Source organism: Chryseobacterium sp. NFX27 (assembly GCF_049887855.1).
Classification (GTDB): Bacteria; Bacteroidota; Bacteroidia; order Flavobacteriales; family Weeksellaceae; genus Chryseobacterium.
This window is the reverse complement of sequence record NZ_JAGEKK010000004.1, coordinates 224,342-244,623: the sequence shown is the minus strand read 5'-3', so window position 1 is coordinate 244,623 and position 20,282 is coordinate 224,342. Positions and strand designations below refer to the sequence as shown.

Genomic DNA, 20,282 nt, shown 5'->3' with positions numbered 1-20,282 from the left:
GGTAAAGCTATAAAAACTGGTAGTAACTATTGTGGTAGCGTCCGGTAAATTTATAAATTTGTTAATATTCAGTCAATTTTAATAACTAATACGGTATATATAATGAAGTTTATTAAAAATATAATTTTAGCCTTTTACTTAGTGGGAGCAACTTTGATAGATGCACAGCAGAAACCTACTAAATATGAATCCTTCAAAATCGAAGAGGGAGAATTTAAATTTAACGGACAGGCAGTTAGGTTACATTCAGGTGAGATTCATTATGCTAGAATTCCTCATGATTATTGGAGACACCGCTTAAAAATGGTTAAAGCGATGGGATTAAATACAATAGCGACTTATGTATTTTGGAATTATCATGAAATAGCTCCTGGAAAATGGGATTTTCAAACCGGGAATCGAAACTTATCTGAATTCTTAAAAATAGCAAAAGAAGAAGGCTTAATGGTAATTCTTCGTCCGGGGCCTTATGTTTGTGCAGAATGGGAATTTGGAGGCTATCCGTGGTTTTTGCAAAACAACAAGGATATGAAAATTAGAGAATACAATACTCCTTTTTTGAATTCAACAAAAGCATATTTTACAGAACTCTACAAGGTGGTAAAACCTTATTTGATTGTTAATGGAGGTCCTATTGTTATGGTACAAGGAGAAAATGAATTTGGATCTTTTGTTGCTCAACGAGAAGATATTAAAATGGAAGATCATAAAAAATATAGTTCATCCGTATTTGATCAATTAAAACAAGTTGGTTTCAAAGGAATGGAATTTTTTACTTCAGATGGTGATTGGTTATTTGAAGGAGGAGCTTTACCCGGGGCTTTACCAACTGCAAATGGAGACGAAAACCCAGAAAATGTTAAGAAAGAAGTGAAAAAGTATCATAATGGTGAAGGCCCTTTTATGGTAGCAGAATACTATCCCGGATGGTTAGATCATTGGGCAGAACCTTTCCCCCGTAAAGACGCGGAAAGAGTAAAAAAGCACATAGAAAAGTTCATTAACAATGATATTTCTTTTAATATTTATATGGTGCATGGAGGAACTAATTTTGGGTTTACCTCCGGAGCCAATTATGATAAAAATCATGATATACAGCCAAGTATGACCAGTTATGATTATGATGCTCCTATTACTGAGGCAGGCTGGGAAACCGAAAAGTATATGAAATTAAGAGATTTACTAAAAAATTCTTCTACGCCTCCTATTCCTTCAAGAATTCCAGTAATTAAGATCCCGGCTATTACATTGTCTAAGGGAATTGATTTAGAAATTTTAAAAAAGGATGTAAAACCGGTAATTAATGATAATCCTTTAACTTTTGAACAGTTAAATCAGGGGCATGGCTATATTTGGTATAGCAAAAATTTTAATCAGCCAATTAAAGGAACTTTAAAAATTGATGGATTACGAGATTATGCGATTGTTTATGTGAATGGAGAAAAAGTAGGAGAGCTTAATCGTTACTATAAAAAATATGAGTGTGAAGTTAATATACCATTCAATGGGAAATTAGACATTATAGTAGAAAACATGGGAAGGATTAACTATGGGGCAAATATTAATAAGAACACAAAAGGAATTACGTCTCCTGTATTTATTAATGACCGGGAAATAACGGGAGATTGGGAGATGTATGGGCTTCCTTTTGCAGAAGCGCCATCAATTGATGCCAAACAAAAATCAGAATTAAAAGAAAACAGACCAGCTGTTTACAAAGGAGATTTTTATGTGTCACAATTGGGAGATACTTTTTTAGATATGCGACCTTTTGGAAAAGGAATTGTATTTGTTAATGGAATTAATTTAGGAAGATATTGGTCAGTTGGGCCACAGCAAACCTTGTATTTACCAGGGTGTTATCTGAAAAAAGGTAAGAATGAGATTATTATTTTTGAACAAAAAAACACTAAAATTCAAACAGAATTAAACACTTTAACCGAGCCTATTCTGGATAAACTAATCCCTGAAAATGGATTAAACTAATCACGTCATAAATAGTAGATACTTAAGATATTGTAAATCTTAAAAAATACTTTTGAAAATATTTTCCATATATATTATAGTTAATACTTCTCACCAAGTTCTTTAGAAGGTATGATATTTTAATTAAAGCTAAATAAGATAAGTTTTTTAAGAAGATTAAGTAAAATTTCTACGGAATTAAATAATAAACTCAATATGAGTAATTCATTTAACAGTAAACTTCATCCACATAGAAGGTATAATCCTTTATTAGATAAATGGGTTTTGGTATCACCTCAAAGAGCAGAACGCCCGTGGCAAGGACAACAAGAAAAACCACTAACAAGCGTTCAAAATCAACATGATCCAAAATGCTATTTATGCCCCGGAAATTCAAGAGTTAATGGAGCCCCAAATCCCCAGTATGAAGGAGTGTATGTATTCGATAATGATTTTGGAGCTTTATTGAGAGTAGAAGTAACCACTGATAAAACCGGGGATGTATCGGATGAGTTATTTAAAATTAAACCTGAAAGAGGAATTAACCGAGTAATCTGCTTTTCACATGACCATTCATTGACTCTTCCTGAAATGTCTGTAGAAGCAATTACAAAAGTAGTGTCGATCTGGAAAGAAGAATATCAAAGTCTAGGAGAACTAGATTATATTAATCATGTTCAGATTTTTGAAAATAAAGGAGCAATTATGGGTTGCAGCAATCCTCATCCCCATGGGCAAATTTGGTCTCAGTCATCCATTCCTTCCGAGGTCGCTAAAACACAACAAAATTTCAAGAACTATTATTATAAACATGGAACAACTCTTCTTTCTGATTATCTTCAAAGAGAACTAAGAATTAATGAGCGGATTATATTAGAAAATAATTCTTTTGTAGCTTTAGTTCCGTTTTGGGCAACTTGGCCATATGAAACAATGATTATTAGCAAAAAGCCGGTAAATAGTATATTGGCTTTTACAAAAGAAGATGAAATTTTATTTGCTCAGATATTGAAAGATTTAACAACGAAATACGATAATATTTTTTCAATTTCTTTCCCTTATTCTGCAGGCATACATCAGTCTCCTACAGATTTAGAATCACACGAAGAATGGCATTTTCATATGCATTTTTACCCACCTCTACTTCGTTCAGCCAGTGTGAAAAAATTCATGGTGGGATATGAAATGTTAGCAGAAGCCCAAAGAGATATTACTCCTGAACAAAGTTCAGAAATTCTTAAAAAAAGTTCAACAATTCATTATAAAAATAGATGAAATTGTCGATGGGTTTTTATTATCTCACAAAAACTAAATAAAAGAACAAATTAGGCAATTTTGCTTTCCACAGATTATATTTTAAATTTTAGAGCTTGTTTAAAAAATATTTAGACATATAATTACACCTTTTAGGGTTTAAATAAGCTCTTAATTAAAGTATATTGTTCATAATTAAATACAAGTAAATGTTAAATATTAAATGTGCTGGTTCTTTAATTGAAGAGGGAGATCTCTCTCAATTTAGAGAACTATATGGACAAAATTCAGAATTACTACGTCAGCAAGCAATCCGATATACTAAAACATTAGCCCGCTTCAAAGAAATTTTCGGGGACAAAGAGGTTTCTATTTTCAGTTCACCAGGGCGAACCGAAATTGGAGGCAATCATACAGATCATAATCATGGCCGTGTATTAGCAGGTGCAGTAAACTTAGACAATATTGCTGTTGCCTCTAAAAACAATACAAATGTTGTTCGGATTGAATCTTCTGGTTATCAAACATTTGAAGTGGATTTAGAGCATCTTATTCCCAACGAAAGCGAATTTTTAACATCAAACGCTCTTGTCCGTGGGATTAATGCTCGATTAAATGAATTGGGGTATCAAATAGGAGGATTTGATGCTGTCATTGATGGTTGCGTTCCTAAAGGCTCAGGATTAAGTTCTTCGGCTTCATTTGAAGTTTTAATTGGAGTAATTATTAGTCATTTATTTAATGAAGGTACATTAGACCCCGTATTAAATGCTCGTATAGGACAATATGCAGAAAATGTTTTCTTTGGAAAACCTTGTGGGCTAATGGATCAAGTAGCCTGTTCGGTAGGAGGATTAGTAACCATTGACTTTGCAGATGTAAAAAATCCTATTGTTAAAAAAGTAGATTTTGATTTTATTTCTACTGGTTTTTCTTTAGTGATTACAGATACTAGAGGAGATCATACCAATTTGAATGATGAATATGCTGTTTTACCTAAAGAGATGAAAGAAGTTGCAGCCTATTTAGGGTGTAATGTTCTGAGAGAAACCACTTTGAAAAAAGTAATGGATATTGCACCTTCCATTCGTCAGAAAGTAGGAGATCGAGCTATTTTAAGAGCAATTCATTTTGAATGCGAAAATGATCGGGTAGAAGATGAAGTAAATGCATTGGAAAAGAATGATTTTAAAAAATTTTTACAATTGGTAATAGATTCAGGACACAGCTCCTATATGTATAATCAAAACGTTTATATATCAAGTAATATAAGAGAACAAGCAGTTTCTTTGGGATTGGCTTATAGCGAAATAGTACTAAAAGATGCTGGTGCTTGGCGCGTGCATGGGGGAGGGTTTGCAGGAACAATACAAGCCTTTGTTCCTGAAAAATTGCTTGAAAAATATACCACAACTTTAAATGATTTATTTGGTGCTGGTTCTTGCCATCCTTTATCGATTCGACAAAAAGGAGCAGTTAAATTAGACTTTTAAAATAATGGATATCTGCCAGTTGGACAAAAAATGAAAAAGGAAATGAGGATCACATATCCAAGGAAGAGGCATTTGTTTAGAAGCCGTCAATCCATCAGGTAAACGAAATAGGTAACTTTCAATTTGAGAGAATTTTTCTTATTTGGTATATATCGAAAAAATAATCCCTCAAATTGTACAATTTGAGGGATTTATTAGAAATTAAATAATTTCCAGTGGTTTCTCCAGGAATCGAACCAGGGACACATGGATTTTCAATCCATTGCTCTACCAACTGAGCTAAGAAACCAATTGTTTCGTTGTTTAACGTGGGTGCAAAAATAGAACTTTCTGCAATATTGTGCAAGTTTTTTATAATTAATTTCAAAAGTATTTTCAGGTATATTTTTCATGATATGTATTTGCTTAAAAGTCAGTGCAGTTCTTCTTACAAACCTTTCTTTATTTTTTTGTGGTCTTCGCCCCATATTTCCAATTGATCTAAAACAGGGATCAGCTGTTGCCCAATTTCTGTTAATTCGTATTCTACTCTTGGAGGAACTTCTGCATAGACCTTTTTTAGAACCAGCTTTTCTTCTTCCATTTTTTTGAGCTGCATGGTCAGCATTCTTTCACTGATATTAGGAATACTGTTCCTGAGTTCGGAAAATCTCAGTTTTCCTGTTTTAAGGGAGTAGCAGATCGAAAGAATCCACCGCCCACTGATCAGGTTTACGGCATATATTTCTGAACAGCTAAGTTCCAGACCTTTTTTATTTTCATGATTGGTTGATGATTCTTTAATACTCATACTCACATTTTTGTTCGTTCCGCACAATTCATTGAGTGTTTGGAGGCCCGATATTCATCATATAAATTTACAAAATAAAAGATTGACAGTTAGAGCTGAAACTTAAAATTTGTCTATCCAAAACACATGACATACTACAATGAATTTCAATAGAATTGATAAGGACCTGAAGAAAAGTATAGATAGCTTTCCGCTTTCATTGGAGATCAATCAAGCTCAATTTTACAACCGTATGTTCTAAACAAATAATAATAAAATGATAAAATTAAGAGATAAAAGACCAGCTCTGGTATTGATTGATATTCAAAAAGGATTTTTAGATGAAGAGTATTGGGGTGGCAACAGGAATAATAAAGATGCAGAAAAAATCAGTGGAATATTGCTGGAAAAGTGGAGAGAGTTGAGACTTCCTGTATTTCATATCAGACATAGTTCAGTTAATCCAGAATCTAAGCTGTATGAATCGAACCTGGGTTTTCAGTTTAATGATCATGTTATGCCTCAAAATGATGAACCTGTTATTACAAAAAATGTAAACAGTGCATTCATCGGAACCGATTTAAAAGAAAGACTGGACAAACAGAATATCGATACTTTGGTGATTCTAGGCATAACTACCAATCATTGTGTTTCAACGACGGCAAGGATGGCCGGAAACTTTGGCTATGAAACGTATGTTATTTCAGATGCAACAGCAGCATTTGACAGGGTAGGGATAAATGGCGAAAAATATGATGCTCAACTGATCCACCTGACCGCCCTTGCCAATTTAAATGATGAATTTGCTTTAGTCTGGAATTCAGAAAAACTATTAAAAGAATTATAGAGGCTTCAATTGAAAGTGAAATTAGCCGTACGGCCGGGAAAGTTCAAATAATGTTATCAGTGAAGTATATTAGTCCTATTTGTGCTTCAATATTTATTGAAAAGTCTACCGAATAAAAACAAAAAAACCTCTAAATAAATTAGAGGTTTTCAAGTGGTTTCTCCAGGAATCGAACCAGGGACACATGGATTTTCAATCCATTGCTCTACCAACTGAGCTAAGAAACCATTATATTTTTGTTGACTTACTTCGTTGTTTTAAAGTGATGCAAAAGTAGTAAGTTTTCCTATATGAAGCAAGTATTAACCGTACTTTTTTAAAATAAAAATAAAACCTACTGATTTTCAGCTGAATTATTTTCCTGTTCTTTTCTGATGTGGTCGCTCATCTCCTCCAATACAGGCTTTATCGTGCTTTCCGGAAGATCACTGATCCGGATGTACATCAATCCGTCGATAGCATCATTGAAGTTCGGATCTACATTAAAAGCAATCACTTTTGCATTCTGTTTGATATATTTTTTGATCAGAACAGGTAATCTTAATTCCGGTTCAAGGTCATCAATGATCTTGTCAAGCTTATTCAGGTCAGATTCCATTTCCTCAAAGAAAATATTTTTATCCCGGTCGCGAAGCTTTACTTTGTATTCATTTCTCGGCGTGATATACTGTGCCACTGCTGAATCAAAGTAGTTGGAACGCATAAACTCAATCATCAGAGATTTGGAAAACTCAGAAAATTTATTGGAAATACTTACACCGCCCATCAAAAATTTATGGTCGGAATTCCTTAAACATACATGAACGATTCCTCTCCACAAAAGGAACAGCGGAAGTGGCTTCTGCTGGTATTCCTCACAGATGTAAGCACGGCCCATTTCGATCACTTTTTTGAAGAACGGATGAATGTCCTGTTCAAACTCAAATAAAGAACTGGTGTAGAACCCTTTGATGCCATATTTTTTCATAACCTCCTTCCCCAAAGCCATTCTGTAGGCCCCGGCAAGTTTCTCCGCACTGCTGTCCCAAAGGAAAAGATGATGATAATGCTTATCGTATTCATCAAGGTCGAACGGAAGATTACTTCCTTCACCCACAGCACGGAAAGTAAGTTCTCTCTGGCGGCCGATCTCTCTCATTACAGAAGGAATCTCCTCGTAAGTAGTGAAATAGATCTCGTAATTTCCATTGCTGAACAGCATCTTTTCTGTGCCTTTCAGCCGGTTGATGTCTTTCAGGATGTCTTCCTTGGGAGTTTCATCAATGATATTCTGGACGATATTCTCTTCTTTTAAAAGCGGAAACTTTAACGTTAAATTTTTAAGATTGATGCTTTGGGCCAATGATTTTCTCTTTTCGTAGTAAGATTTCATCATATATACCTTACGTTTCAGAAATTCCCCCAGCTCTTCAATGGTTTCCATCTCATCCATTGCCTTTACAGTGATTGGTTTTCCTATCCTGATTCTGATCGGTTTTTCCCTGTCGTTCATCATTTCTGCAGGAAGCATCAAGGTCTGTAAACTTGGGTGAAGTTTTGCAACCTGATAAAACAGGCGGCTGTTTTTAGCATGGAAATACAAAGGAACTACCGGTACTTTAGCCATTCTGATCAGCTTAAGGGCAGGTTTTTCCCAGTCTCTGTCGAGGATCTCTCCGTAAGGATTGTTTTTATTGGATACTTCTCCTGCCGGAAAGATGCCCACACAGCCTCCGTTCTGAAGATGCTTCAGGGTTTCACGCATTCCCGAAGTGCTGCTGTAAGCTTCCTTCCTGTTTTCAAAAGGATTTACAGAAATCACGTACGGCTCCATAGGTTTGATCTTTTCCAGAAGAAAATTCCCCATTACTTTAAAATCCGGACGTACTTCCGAAAGAATCTTACACATTAAAATTCCGTCAATAGCTCCCAAAGGATGATTTGATACCAGAATAAACGGTCCGGTTTTGGGAACTTTTGCCAGGTCTTCTTCAAAAGCGATATAGCTTAAGTTCCTTTCTCTTACAAATGAGTCGAAAAAATCTTTGCCTTCCTTATCTTTTAATTTGTTGTATAATCTATTAACTTCATTTATTTTGGCAATACTCATCACGGCCGCTGCTACCGGGTTTTTCAGAAACCCAATTTTGCTTAAGCCGGAAGCAGTGATAAGATCGTTTTTCGAAATTAAACTCATATGTGTTTAGTCGCAGTTAAAATTATTGTGTTACCATTTGAACCGTATTTTTGGAAATCTGCTCCAATAATACATTTTTTTCCTGGTAAAACTGGTCAATATGATCCATCTTCGCATTTCTTACTGTGAATAAAGATACATTTTTAACAGCTTTGGTTTTAAATATTTTTTGAAGTTCATCATTAAGCTCATCCACCTGATTGAATTTATCTTCCAGGCATAAAGCTAATGAAATGGCAGAATTCTGCATCAGAGATACCTTGATCTTATATTTGGAAAGATATCCGAAAATAAGACTCATATGGTCTTCTGCAATGAATGAGAAATCTCTCGTCGAGATCTTTAGCAGAACCTGATTCTCTTTTAGGATATAAGACTCTTCATGTTGGTTTTTATCTGAAGCTCCAACCTTAGTTCCTCCTTTGGTAGGATCTACGAAAGATTTTACATAAAAAGGAATGTTTTTTTGCTGTAGAGGCTGTAACGTTTTCGGGTGAATGACACTTGCTCCGTAATAAGCCATTTCAATAGCCTCTTCATAAGAAATATTAGAGAGAAGACTTACATTACTGAATTTCCTTGGATCCCCTGTCATTACGCCCGGAACATCTTTCCAGATCGTCATGGCATCAGCATTCAGGCAATACGCAAAAATAGCAGCAGAGTAATCAGAGCCCTCCCTTCCTAAAGTTACCGTAAAATTATTGTCGTCAGAGCCAATGAATCCCTGCGTTACATAGCAGATATCCGTATTTAAAGTTGAAATGAATTCTTCTGTTTTAGCCCAGTCTACCGTACCTTCCCGGTAAGAACTGTCCGTTTTGATATAATCTCTGGCATCCAGCCACTGATTAGTAAACTGAATTTCGTTCAGGTACTCACTCAGGATTTTTGTAGAGATCATTTCCCCGCAGCTTACTACCTGGTCATAGACGAAGCTGTAATTAGGAGATTTGTTCCTTCTTAAGAAAGAATCAATATCATCAAAAAATATATTGATCTCAGCAAAAACCGCATGGTTTTCAGAAAACAAACCGTCCGCAATCTCAATGTGTTTTCTTTTTATCTTTTCAATCTCAGTTTGATAGTTGTCCTTCTTGAAATAAAGTTCTACAACCTTTTCCAATTCATTTGTCGTTTTGCCCATTGCTGAAATAACCAGCAGACATTGGGCAAATCCCTGGCTTTGTAAAACCATGGAGACATTTTTTACACTCTCAGCATCCTTTACAGATGCCCCACCAAACTTGAAAATTTTCATTAATTTGTTAAAAATAAAATTGTTAGATTAAAAATTACATGAGTTTTTTACGGACGTCAAAATTATAAATTTACAACGAGATATGAAAGTTTCTGACCGTGAGATAGGATTAAGATTTAATTAAAATTGAAACTTGAAGAATATTATCAGAATTTCATTGATTTATTGTCATCAAATGGGGATTAATTATGCAATGATAATTTTAAGCGTATATCATTGGTGACTCTGTATGATGTTGAAAAACAATCGTTAAGGTCTTTTCTAATAAAAGCTTTCTTTCTCCGATAAATTTTCCGAAATTTGGGGAAAACGTAAAAAGAAAAATATGTCAAATCAACCATTACAGACTTTAGGAGAATTTCTTATAGATAAACAGGACGATTTTCAGTATTCTACAGGTGAATTTTCCCGTCTTCTGAGCGCCATAAGACTGGCTTCAAAAGTGGTAAACAGAGAAGTAAATAAAGCCGGAATTGTAGATATAACAGGAGCTGCCGGAAACCAAAATATTCAGGGTGAAGAACAGCAGAAACTTGATGTGATTGCCAATGAAATTTTTATTACGGCTTTGTCTCAGAGAGAGGTTGTTTGTGGTATTGCTTCGGAGGAGAATGATGATTTTATTGACATTAAATGTGGTGAAAACGGTCATTTAAGTAAATATGTCGTGCTGATCGACCCTTTAGACGGATCTTCCAATATTGATGTAAATGTTTCCGTTGGAACTATTTTCTCTATTTACAGAAGGGTAACAGAGCCAGGAACTCCGGTTCAGCTGGAAGATTTTCTTCAAAAAGGGATCAACCAGATTGCAGCAGGATATGTGATCTACGGTTCCTCTACCATGATCGTTTATACTACCGGAAACGGTGTAAACGGATTTACTCTGGATCCTTCATTGGGAACCTATTATCTTTCTCATCCTAATATGACATTTCCTACCAATGGAAAAATTTATTCCATCAATGAAGGAAACTATATCAAATTCCCTCAGGGTGTAAAAAATTATCTTAAATACTGCCAGATGGAAGAAGGAGACCGTCCTTACACTTCAAGATATATCGGTTCTTTAGTGGCAGATTTCCACAGAAATATGCTGAAAGGAGGAATTTATATTTATCCTTCCTATTCTCAGGCTCCAAACGGAAAACTAAGATTGCTGTACGAATGTAATCCTATGGCATTCCTTGCTGAACAGGCTGGAGGAAAAGCCACAGACGGATTCAGAAGAATTCTTGAAGTAGAGCCTACAGAGCTTCATCAGAGAATCCCGTTTTTCTGCGGAAGTATTCAGATGGTGGAAAAAGCAGAGGAATTTATGCGGATTGACAGTGTAAAATAATGACAGCAAAATATTTCAGATATTTATTAGAATTTAAACGCCCGAGCGGAACGTCTCGCGGCGTTTTGCATGAAAAAGAGACTTTTATTCTCGAAATTAAAGAAAACGGGAGAACGGGAACGGGGGAGTGCGCATTATTCAGAGGATTGAGTTTCGATGACAGGCCGGACTATGAGAAAAAGCTCCAATGGCTTTGTGAAAATATTAACCGGGATTATCTGTATTTAAAAGAAGAACTGAAAGAGTTTCCATCTATATGGTTCGGATATGAGCAGGCAATTTTGAATCTGAAATATGGAGATCATCTGTATTTTCCAAGTGAATTTACCGATGGGAAATCTGCTATTGTGATCAACGGGCTTATCTGGATGGGAGATATTCAGTATATGGAAGAGCAGATCCTGGAAAAGCTTGAAAAAGGATTCCATTGTATCAAGCTGAAGATTGGCGTTAACTGGAAATCTGAGTATAAAATCCTTCAGAAATTAAGAGAGAAATTCCCGGAACATGCATTAGAGCTTCGTGTAGATGCCAATGGCGGATTTAATAAAGAAGAAGCGCTAATTGTTTTGCAGCAGCTTGCAGATCTTCATATTCATTCTATTGAGCAGCCTATCAAAGCAGGAAACTGGAATGATATGGCATTTTTATGTGCCGAGACTCCAACTCCCATTGCTTTGGATGAAGAGCTGATAGGCATTACAGATCCTGTTGAAAAGAGAAGGCTTTTGGAAGTCGTCAAGCCTCAGTATATTATTCTTAAACCTGCATTGGTTGGTGGGTTTGCCGGTTCAGATGAATGGATCTCACTTGCAGAGGAGCAGAACATCGGCTGGTGGATCACTTCCGCGCTCGAAAGTAATATAGGACTGAATGCTATCGCACAATATACGTTCACAAAAAAAAATCCGATGCCCCAGGGTTTGGGAACCGGATCTTTATTTGTAAATAATTTTGAATCTATTTTGGAACTGAACAATGAGATGCTCTGGTTCAAAACAAGCAAGACTAATTAAGCCTCCGGACAGATAGGGTTGAACATGTGCTCCTCATCCCATGATGTACAGCATCTTTTTCTTGGGTCCCAATTGTTGCAACCAAGTGGAACTATCCCTCCTTTAATTACTTTTAGTTCAGCTTTTTTAAGTTTTTTCATGTTTTTCATAGTGAAATGGGTTTTGATTTGATTAATATAGTAAATATCAATCTCTTTTTTTTATTACACAAGAATTTAACTTTAATTAACTAAAATCACAAGGGGAGGAATTATTTTGTCAATATTATCTGTTTATACCTAAATTAAGGAAATCACAAATGACTTCTTTAAATTAATAAAGAAGATGTTGGATTTAAAAATAGGAGCAAAGTAGTGTTAGGGTCGGATAATTCTATTTATAGGTTAATATTCATTTATTAAATCACGTCTTTTACAAAAATTGCTTTCTTAATATATCTCACTATGTAAGAAAACTTGTTTTTAATTCTTTTCATGATAAAATATTTTATTTCTCATGGTAATGATTTACAATCTTTGTGCCATTTAGAGCAATAAATTAAACTTTAACATATAGTTCATTTTATAAGAATTTTTTAATTAATTGTTAAGAAATAATTGTGAAAAGATTTTCGTTATTTTTTATTCTGCCTGTGATTAAGCTTCTGTCAATTCCATGTAAATTCTGAAAAATATCATTTTGAACCCTTGAGCTGGAAAGGTATCCCCAATGATTTCCGATGTCATATTTGAGACTGTTTAAAATGTCATCCTCTACAAAAGTACAGTCGATAATAGCAACAATATCTTTCAGATTTTCAATATCACTGGGCCCGTTTTTGCCCAATCTCGGTGTCAGGATATTTTTAGTGAATTGTGAAATTCCCAACACCGTATCTTTTCTGTTGAGATAAACAGAAATACGGCTGGCCAGCAGCGGAAGCTTATTATATGAATCTTCAGAATCTTCGAAAACTTTATACGTTACATCAGCATTTAAAAGCAGGACCTGATCGATAACGCGGAGAACATTTTCCTTTTTAAGGCTGTACAGCATGCTTTGAAGAACCCTGTTTCCAAGAGAATGGGCCATCAGGTGTATTCTTTGATTGCATGGCGCCAGGCCACGGGTTGAAAAAATATCTTTTAAAAACTGGGTATAGAAATAAAACAGGCGCATCAGCGATGATCCGGAATTAATACTTGATGCCTTATCATCAAAATAGGTTAGAGGAACAATGCTGCTTGAAGCAGGCCAGCTCACAAAAAGAATATGTTCCACGGGTGATGCCGGATTATCAATAAACAGATTTTTAAGATCAATAATTGCTTTTAACTCATCATCAAAATCGTAGGCATACCCATGAATAAAAATCAAAACATCGCTTCTTTCTTTTGTAGAAGACATATTCTTATATAATTCATAGAACATCCTTTGGGTTCCTCCGAGATTATTGGCTGTCAGTGGAGAGTTTTTAATGCCTTTTTCGCTTCGTAAAACTTCCAGGACATCTTCATAGCCCTGCTTTTCGGGCTCAGAAAATAATTTGTAATTTAAAATATTACGATTGGTATAATCTTTCTTCTTTCTGGCTGCAGCAGCAGCAGGCTCTTTGTAGGTTTCAAAATCACATTTTGCGATCCTGAAATTGGGAATAGAATATTCATCATTGGAAAATGAATCTGATTTTTCGCCTTTGTGACGGACGATCTTACGATTGCTTAGGATATAAACAGCCATAGTCAGTAATTTTGTAAATTGGTTTTATCTGTATCTAAGTTAGCTAAAAATAATGATTTATTACCCGTTCAGCATTTGGATTATCATTTCCGTAAGCTCTAAATTTTCCGTAACTTTGTCAAACTTTTTTTGCATACAATAAAAGCTAATTTAAATGGAAGAAGAAAAAAAATCACTCAATTTTATTGAGCAAATTATTGAAGATGATATGGCAAACGGTCTGAAAAAAGAACAGATCCGTTTCCGTTTTCCCCCTGAACCTAATGGATACCTGCATATTGGCCATACAAAAGCCATCTGCATCAACTTTGGGCTGGGCGAAAAATACAACGCTCCCGTAAACCTTCGTTTCGACGATACGAACCCTGAGAAAGAAGAGCAGGAATTCGTGGATTCTATCAAAAAAGATGTGGAATGGTTGGGTTACAAATGGGATAAAGAGCTGTATGCATCCGACTACTTCCAGCAGCTTTATGAATGGGCCGTACAGATGATTAAGGATGGAAAAGCCTACGTAGATGAGCAGCCTTCTGAAGTGATCACGGAGCAGAGAAAGAATCCTTCAGAGCCGGGAATAGAATCGCCGTACAGAAACCGTCCGGTAGAAGAATCTCTTGACCTGTTCGAAAGAATGAAAAACGGAGAATTTGAGGAAGGTTCTATGTCTCTTCGTGCGCAGATCGATATGGTGTCTCCGAACATGAATTTACGTGACCCTGTAATGTACAGAATCCTGAAAAGACCTCACCACAGAACGGGAACGGCATGGAAAATTTATCCCATGTACGACTGGGCACACGGTGAATCAGATTATCTGGAGCAGGTATCACATTCATTGTGCTCATTAGAGTTTGAAAATCACAGACCGTTATATAACTGGTACCTTGAGCAGGTATACGACGAATCTAAAATAGCGCCTAAGCAGAGAGAATTCGCCAGGATGAATGTTTCTTATATGATCACTTCCAAAAGAAAGCTTCAAAGGCTGGTGGCTGAAAAAGCAGTGACAGGCTGGGATGATCCGAGAATGCCCACTATTTCCGGAATGAGAAGAAAAGGTTTTACGCCCGCATCGATCAAAAATTTCATTGAAAAAGTAGGGGTGGCCAAAAGAGAAAATCTTATCGAGATCCAGCTGCTTGACTTTTGTGTGCGTGAAGACCTGAATAAGGTTGCCAAACGTGTGATGGCAGTTGTAGATCCTGTTAAGTTAATCATTGAAAATTATCCTGAAGGTAAGGAAGAATGGCTTGAAACTGAAAATAATCCTGAACAGGAAAATGCAGGGACAAGAGAAGTTCCTTTCTCCAGAGAATTATATATTGAAAGAGAAGATTTCAAAGAAGAGGCTAATAATAAGTTCTTCAGACTGAAATTAGGCGGGGAAGTTCGCCTGAAATCAGCTTACATCATCAAAGCGGAAAGGGTAGAGAAGGATGAGAACGGTGAGATCACTACGATCTATGCAACCTATGATGAAAAGAGCAAGTCCGGAAGCGGAACCGAAGAAAGTCTGAGAAAGGTAAAAGGGACACTTCACTGGGTATCTGCAGCTCATGCAATTCCTGTAGATGTAAGAATTTACGAAAAACTATTTACCGTAGAGCAGCCTGATGCAGAGAAGGATGTAGATTTCCTGAACTTCATCAATCCGGAATCGGTAACAACCATTAAAGGATTTGCTGAACCAAGCTTAAAAGATGTCGCTGTGGGAGAACCGCTTCAGTTCCAGAGAATCGGATACTTTACAAAAGATCAGGATTCTACGGATTCTCAATTGGTATTTAACCGTACGGTAACATTGAAAGATTCTTTTAAACCGGAATAATCTTAAAATGATCAAATATAAAGCAGGACCTTCAACAGGTCCTGCTTTTTTTGTTTAATGATCAAATCAGAACCTTAAATCATTTGTATTAATTCCCGTTAATGGGTTATATTCTTATCTCTATTAATATAATTGATAAAAAAGGTGCCTTTTAATGGGCATTCTTGGCCAATTTGCCTATTTTTGTGCCTCACTCAATTTTCTCCCCTAAAAATAATATTGTGAAATTAATTAGCGTATATACGAGTTCTTTCAAAGGACTCTCAGAAGAGAGCTGGATGCTGGCGCTGGTCATGTTCATCAATCGTGCGGGCTCTATGGTACTTCCGTTTTTGGGAGTGTATATGACAGGGCATCTTCATTTCAGTATTGAAAACTCAGGAATTATTCTCAGCTTTTTCGGGATAGGTTCCGTATTGGGCTCATGGCTGGGTGGGTTAATTACCGATAAAATCGGAGAATACCGTGTCCAGAGTCTGAGCCTGCTTCTGAGTGTGCCTTTATTCTGCCTGATTCCGCTTTTTAAAACAGAAGTGGGGCTGGCTGCGATTATCTTGATCCAAAGCATTGTGAGCGAGACTTTCCGTCCTGCCAACTCAGTAGCGATTACAAAATATGCTAAGCCTGAAAATATCACCAGGGCTTTTTCACTCAACCGAATGGCTGTTAACCTGGGATTTTCGATAGGTCCTGCATTGGGAGGGATTTTATCCGCTATTTCCTATGAATTTTTATTCTTCAGTAATGCATTGGCCGCACTACTGGCGGGATTGATGTATATAAGGTTTTTCGGAAAACGGAATAAGCTGGCCTCAGTGAAGACAAAAAAAGTAAAAGAGGCTATTGCTGTTAAAAAAGAAAACTCTCCATACCGCGATGGAAAATTCCTGCTTTACTGTTTTTTCTGTATGCTGTTCGCCATCTGTTTTTTCCAGTTATTCAGCACACTGACTATTTTTTATAAGGATACCGCACATCTGAGCCAGCAGAGTATCGGCTATATTCTTGGCTATAGTGGCTTCCTGATTGTACTTCTGGAAATGGGCTTTGTACAGATCGCAGAAAAATATTTCAACCTTGCTTTTACTTTGTTCATAGGAACTATATTATGTGGGATTTCTTATGTAATGCTTGTTTTTGATTATTCCATTCTTACATTAGTTGTTTCTATGACTTTATTGTGTATAGGCGAGATCTGGACGCTTCCGTTTATTTCTACAATAACAGCCTTGCGATCCGGAAAAAATAACAAAGGAGCTTATATGGGAATGAACGGAATAGCCGTTTCTATAGCTTTTATTATTACACCCTATCTCGGGACCCTGACTGCTGATAAGCTGGGCTTCAATGCGCTGTGGATAGGAACCGGACTATTAGCTGTGGGCATTGCTGCCGGGTTTTATTTTGTGATTCCCTGGATGCTTAAGAAAAGAGAAATTGACAGCTAAATGCCACGTTTTTTTTAAATTACACATTAAAAATACAATAAAACTTTGCTAGCTTTGTGCTGATGACGAGATTATTAGCCTTCTTTTTTATTCTCACGGTGTCGTTTTTCTTTTCGCAGAAAAAGGATACTGCTGTTCTGATATCTGAGGTGAAAATTGATGCCTATAAGAAGCCGGCTCTTTTTATGAACTCTACGAAATCCGTAGCGGTTGTTTCTGAAAATCTTCTGGAGCAGAATCCTCCGGAAAGACTTCTGGAAGCTGTCAATCAAATTGCGGGAGCCAGAATGGAAGAGCGTTCACCGGCCAGCTACAGGATATCAATCCGTGGAAGTACCCTGAGATCTCCCTTTGGCGTAAGGAATATTAAAGTCTATCTGGATGATTTCATTTTGTCGGATGTGTCCGGGAATACTTATTTTAATATCATATCTCCGAAACTTATTGACAGAATGGAGATCTATAAAGGCCCGGAAAGTGGAGATTACGGAGCTGTAACCGGGGGAACAGTGCTTTTGCAAACCAGGAAATCAGATCACTTATCTGCCGGAATTTCTATAGGAAGTTACGGGACTTTTGAACAGAGTTTGGATGTTGCCCGTCGGAAAGGAAAACATTTTTTTCAGCTTTTTCAGAATTATTATCAGACAGATTCTTACCGTGAACAGTCGGCTGTAAAGAGACAGCAGATTTATCTTAAAGATCATTTTAAATATGCTTCCAGGGCTTCACTGAATGCTGTATTATTACTTTCTGATCTGAATTATGAAACCCCGGGCGGACTTACCCTGCAACAGATGGAATCTGACAGAAAACAGGCAAGGCCAGCTGCCGGAGGGTTTTTGAGTGCAAAGGAACAGAATGCAGGAATCCGTAATAAAATGATTTTAGCAGGAATTTCACATGAGACTGCTATCAACCCAAATTTTTCACACTTTATTTTAGTACAGGGTTCCTATGTAGATTTTAAAAATCCTTTCATCACGAATTTTGAAAACAGATTTGAAAGGAATTTTGCTTTGAGGACCCATTTTAATTATGAAAAAAACTGGAACAGTATTTCCCTGGCGTTGAGGTTAGGGTTTGAAGGAGGGGATCAAAATATTCTGGTTAAGAATTATAACAACAATAAAGGAATACCGGGCAACCCTCAGAATTTCGATCAGCTAAAAAATAAGTCCGGCTTTTATTTTCTGTCACAAAAAGTGAATTTTAATGAAAAGCTCTTTACCGATATTTCGATAAGCCTAAATTCCCATTCCTACGAATGGGAGAGAGTGTATCCGGCTTCGGAAGAGGGTCGTATAAAATTTAAAGAACAGTGGCTTCCTAACCTGGGAATTACCTATCTGCTGGGAAAAGGATTTTCAATAAGGGGAAAAATAGGAAAAGGAAATTCAGCTCCTACAAGTGAAGAAATCCGGTCTTCCAATCAGCAGTTTAATGTAAATCTTGTTCCTGAATACGGCTGGAATAAAGAGATTGGTTTCAGAAAGCAGTTTGGCAATATTATTTTTATTGAGGGAAGTTATTTTGATTTCAGAATGAAAGATGCCATTGTAAGAAGGCAAAATGAAAGCGGGCAGGAATATTTTGCCAATCAGGGGAATATCGTCCAGAAAGGGGTAGAAGTTCTCTTAGAGTCTAAAAGCTTTCATCTTAAAAATGAAATATTCAGCAGCTTTAAGTTTCGGTTTTCCGGAAGCTTCTATGATTTCAAATTCAGAAATTACAAACAGCTGGAGAATGATTTTTCAGGAAATGAAGTTATAGGAGTACCGGACACAACGGTAAACAGTTTATTTAATTTTGTTTTTTTAAAAAAGCTTAGTGTAGACTATTCTCATTATTATATCTCAAAAGTACCTCTGAATGATGCCAATTCTGTCTGGTCAAAACCAAGCCTGGTAGGAAATTTCAGATTAGGATTTCCATTACAGATTGATAATGCAAAACTGATCCTGCATCTGCAGATTCAGAACCTTTACAATACAGATTATGTTGCCGGTTTTGATACCAATGCTTTTGGAAGCCGTTTCTATAATCCTGCCGCAAAAAGGAACTTTATCTTCGGAGCGAATGTTGAATTTTAACAGGCCGTTATTACATCAGAACTCGCAAAACTCAGTTCAAAAATATATAAAAGGCACAATTAATTAATATTACTTAGAAAGTATATTTCCAACAATCATCTGCGCATGAACGCGTGAGTTCTCAATAAACCAAAGATGGGTATCCTTTCCACCGCAGACAACGCCGGCCAGATAAAGATTCGGAACATTGGTTTCCATGGTTTCCGGGTTGTATAGCGGATTCAGACATTCGCCCTGCAGTTCCAGTCCGGAATTCCTTAAGAACTCAAAATCGGGAAGGTAGCCGGTCATGGCAAGGACAAAATCATTTTCAATTTCGTTAATCTGTCCGCTTTCCTCTTTAAAAATGACAGAATTTCCGGTAATTTCTATTATTTCTGAGTTAAAATAAGCTTTAATACTTCCTTCCGTAATTCTGTTTTCAATGTCCGGTTTTACCCAGTATTTTACACTTTTGGAAATTTCTGAATGGCGGATGATCATGGTTACATCGGCTCCTTTCCGATAAGTTTCCAAGGCTGCATCCACTGCAGAATTACTTGATCCTACTACCACTACTTTCTGTTTTGCATATGGATAAGGTTCTGTATAATAATGCTTCACTTTTGGAAGGTTTTCTCCCGGAATATTCATCAGATTCGGGATGTCATAGAATCCTGTGGAAATCACTACATTTTTAGCTCTGTAAGCTGTTTTTGAGGTTTCAATATCAAAAATATCTCCGGTTTTGGAAACTTTCAGGACTTTTTCATAGAGATTAATATTGATGTTCCTCTGTCTGGCGATCCCCTGATAATATTCCAGGGCTTCCTGTCTTCCAGGCTTGGGAGCAGCAGAAATAAACGGGATGCCGTCTATTTCCAGTTTTTCTGCCGTGGAGAAGAAACGCATATATAAAGGATAATGGTATAATGAATTGACGATGGTTCCTTTTTCCACGATCAGATAGGTCAGATTATTTTTTTGTGCTTCAAGCGCACAGTTGAGACCTATAGGCCCGCCTCCGATAATAAGGATATCTAAAATTTCCATAGAACAAATTTACTTAAAAGCACTCTATTAAACGGAAAA

15 protein-coding genes and 2 tRNA genes are annotated in these 20,282 nt (G+C 36.4%); 9 read left to right on the top strand and 8 right to left on the bottom strand.

The annotated features are described in order from the left end of the window. The first annotated feature begins 102 nt into the window (after positions 1-102). From J4Q03_RS06730 to J4Q03_RS06720, 3 genes are all read left to right on the top strand, one after another. Positions 103-1,986, top strand: coding sequence for a beta-galactosidase (locus J4Q03_RS06730; RefSeq protein ID WP_426047435.1), 1,884 nt, complete (start codon positions 103-105; stop codon positions 1,984-1,986). 195 nt (positions 1,987-2,181) lie between these two features. After that, positions 2,182-3,240 (top strand): UDP-glucose--hexose-1-phosphate uridylyltransferase, encoded by a 1,059-nt coding sequence (locus J4Q03_RS06725; protein WP_426047434.1) that lies wholly within the window; start codon positions 2,182-2,184, stop codon positions 3,238-3,240. Positions 3,241-3,428: 188 nt separating this feature from the next. Beyond that, positions 3,429-4,712 carry a galactokinase gene (locus J4Q03_RS06720; RefSeq protein ID WP_426047433.1) on the top strand — a complete coding sequence of 428 codons (1,284 nt, stop codon included), beginning with the start codon at positions 3,429-3,431 and terminating at the stop codon, positions 4,710-4,712. Positions 4,713-4,928: 216 nt separating this feature from the next. On the opposite strand, the gene J4Q03_RS06715 is transcribed toward J4Q03_RS06720, so the two are convergent. After that, a tRNA-Phe gene (locus J4Q03_RS06715) sits at positions 4,929-5,001 on the bottom strand. A 138-nt stretch (positions 5,002-5,139) separates the two neighbouring features. After that, positions 5,140-5,502, bottom strand: coding sequence for a winged helix-turn-helix transcriptional regulator (locus J4Q03_RS06710; RefSeq protein ID WP_426047432.1), 363 nt, complete (start codon positions 5,500-5,502; stop codon positions 5,140-5,142). A gap of 259 nt (positions 5,503-5,761) precedes the next feature. Here J4Q03_RS06710 and J4Q03_RS06705 point away from each other — a divergent pair, with 259 nt between their 5' ends. Continuing rightward, positions 5,762-6,328 (top strand): cysteine hydrolase family protein, encoded by a 567-nt coding sequence (locus tag J4Q03_RS06705; protein ID WP_426047461.1) that lies wholly within the window; start codon positions 5,762-5,764, stop codon positions 6,326-6,328. A 154-nt stretch (positions 6,329-6,482) separates the two neighbouring features. Here the strand turns inward: J4Q03_RS06705 and J4Q03_RS06700 are convergent. The 3 genes from J4Q03_RS06700 to J4Q03_RS06690 form a co-directional block, all read right to left on the bottom strand. Next, positions 6,483-6,555, bottom strand: a tRNA-Phe gene (locus J4Q03_RS06700). A 107-nt stretch (positions 6,556-6,662) separates the two neighbouring features. Beyond that, positions 6,663-8,504 (bottom strand): lysophospholipid acyltransferase family protein, encoded by a 1,842-nt coding sequence (locus J4Q03_RS06695; RefSeq protein ID WP_426047431.1) that lies wholly within the window; start codon positions 8,502-8,504, stop codon positions 6,663-6,665. A 22-nt stretch (positions 8,505-8,526) separates the two neighbouring features. Next, positions 8,527-9,765 carry an aspartate kinase gene (locus tag J4Q03_RS06690; RefSeq protein WP_426047430.1) on the bottom strand — a complete coding sequence of 413 codons (1,239 nt, stop codon included), beginning with the start codon at positions 9,763-9,765 and terminating at the stop codon, positions 8,527-8,529. Between the two features lie 325 nt (positions 9,766-10,090). Here J4Q03_RS06690 and fbp point away from each other — a divergent pair, with 325 nt between their 5' ends. Both fbp and menC read left to right on the top strand, forming a co-directional pair. Further along, complete coding sequence (fbp, locus tag J4Q03_RS06685; RefSeq protein ID WP_040998657.1) at positions 10,091-11,107, top strand: class 1 fructose-bisphosphatase; 1,017 nt, start codon at positions 10,091-10,093, stop codon at positions 11,105-11,107. Next, positions 11,107-12,123: an o-succinylbenzoate synthase gene (gene menC / locus J4Q03_RS06680; protein ID WP_426047429.1), complete on the top strand. Its 1,017-nt coding sequence runs from the start codon at positions 11,107-11,109 to the stop codon at positions 12,121-12,123. The genes fbp and menC overlap by 1 nt, the downstream gene beginning before the upstream one ends. On the opposite strand, the gene J4Q03_RS06675 is transcribed toward menC, so the two are convergent. Then, positions 12,120-12,272, bottom strand: coding sequence for a hypothetical protein (locus J4Q03_RS06675; RefSeq protein ID WP_426047428.1), 153 nt, complete (start codon positions 12,270-12,272; stop codon positions 12,120-12,122). The two genes, menC and J4Q03_RS06675, sit on opposite strands and share 4 nt — an antisense overlap. Before the next feature lie 436 nt (positions 12,273-12,708). After that, the gene (locus tag J4Q03_RS06670) at positions 12,709-13,842 is read right to left on the bottom strand and encodes an alpha/beta hydrolase (protein WP_426047427.1); all 1,134 of its coding nucleotides are present in this window, start codon (positions 13,840-13,842) and stop codon (positions 12,709-12,711) included. A gap of 154 nt (positions 13,843-13,996) precedes the next feature. On the opposite strand from J4Q03_RS06670, the gene J4Q03_RS06665 reads away from it, so the two are divergent. From J4Q03_RS06665 to J4Q03_RS06655, 3 genes are all read left to right on the top strand, one after another. Beyond that, on the top strand, positions 13,997-15,670 hold the full coding sequence (locus J4Q03_RS06665; RefSeq protein WP_426047426.1) for a glutamine--tRNA ligase/YqeY domain fusion protein: 1,674 nt from the start codon (positions 13,997-13,999) through the stop codon (positions 15,668-15,670). Positions 15,671-15,948: 278 nt separating this feature from the next. Further along, complete coding sequence (locus J4Q03_RS06660; RefSeq protein ID WP_426047460.1) at positions 15,949-17,118, top strand: MFS transporter; 1,170 nt, start codon at positions 15,949-15,951, stop codon at positions 17,116-17,118. Between the two features lie 62 nt (positions 17,119-17,180). Continuing rightward, complete coding sequence (locus tag J4Q03_RS06655) at positions 17,181-19,211, top strand: TonB-dependent receptor (protein ID WP_426047425.1); 2,031 nt, start codon at positions 17,181-17,183, stop codon at positions 19,209-19,211. A 69-nt stretch (positions 19,212-19,280) separates the two neighbouring features. On the opposite strand, the gene J4Q03_RS06650 is transcribed toward J4Q03_RS06655, so the two are convergent. Beyond that, positions 19,281-20,243: a YpdA family putative bacillithiol disulfide reductase gene (locus J4Q03_RS06650; protein WP_426047424.1), complete on the bottom strand. Its 963-nt coding sequence runs from the start codon at positions 20,241-20,243 to the stop codon at positions 19,281-19,283. Positions 20,244-20,282 lie beyond the last annotated feature (39 nt).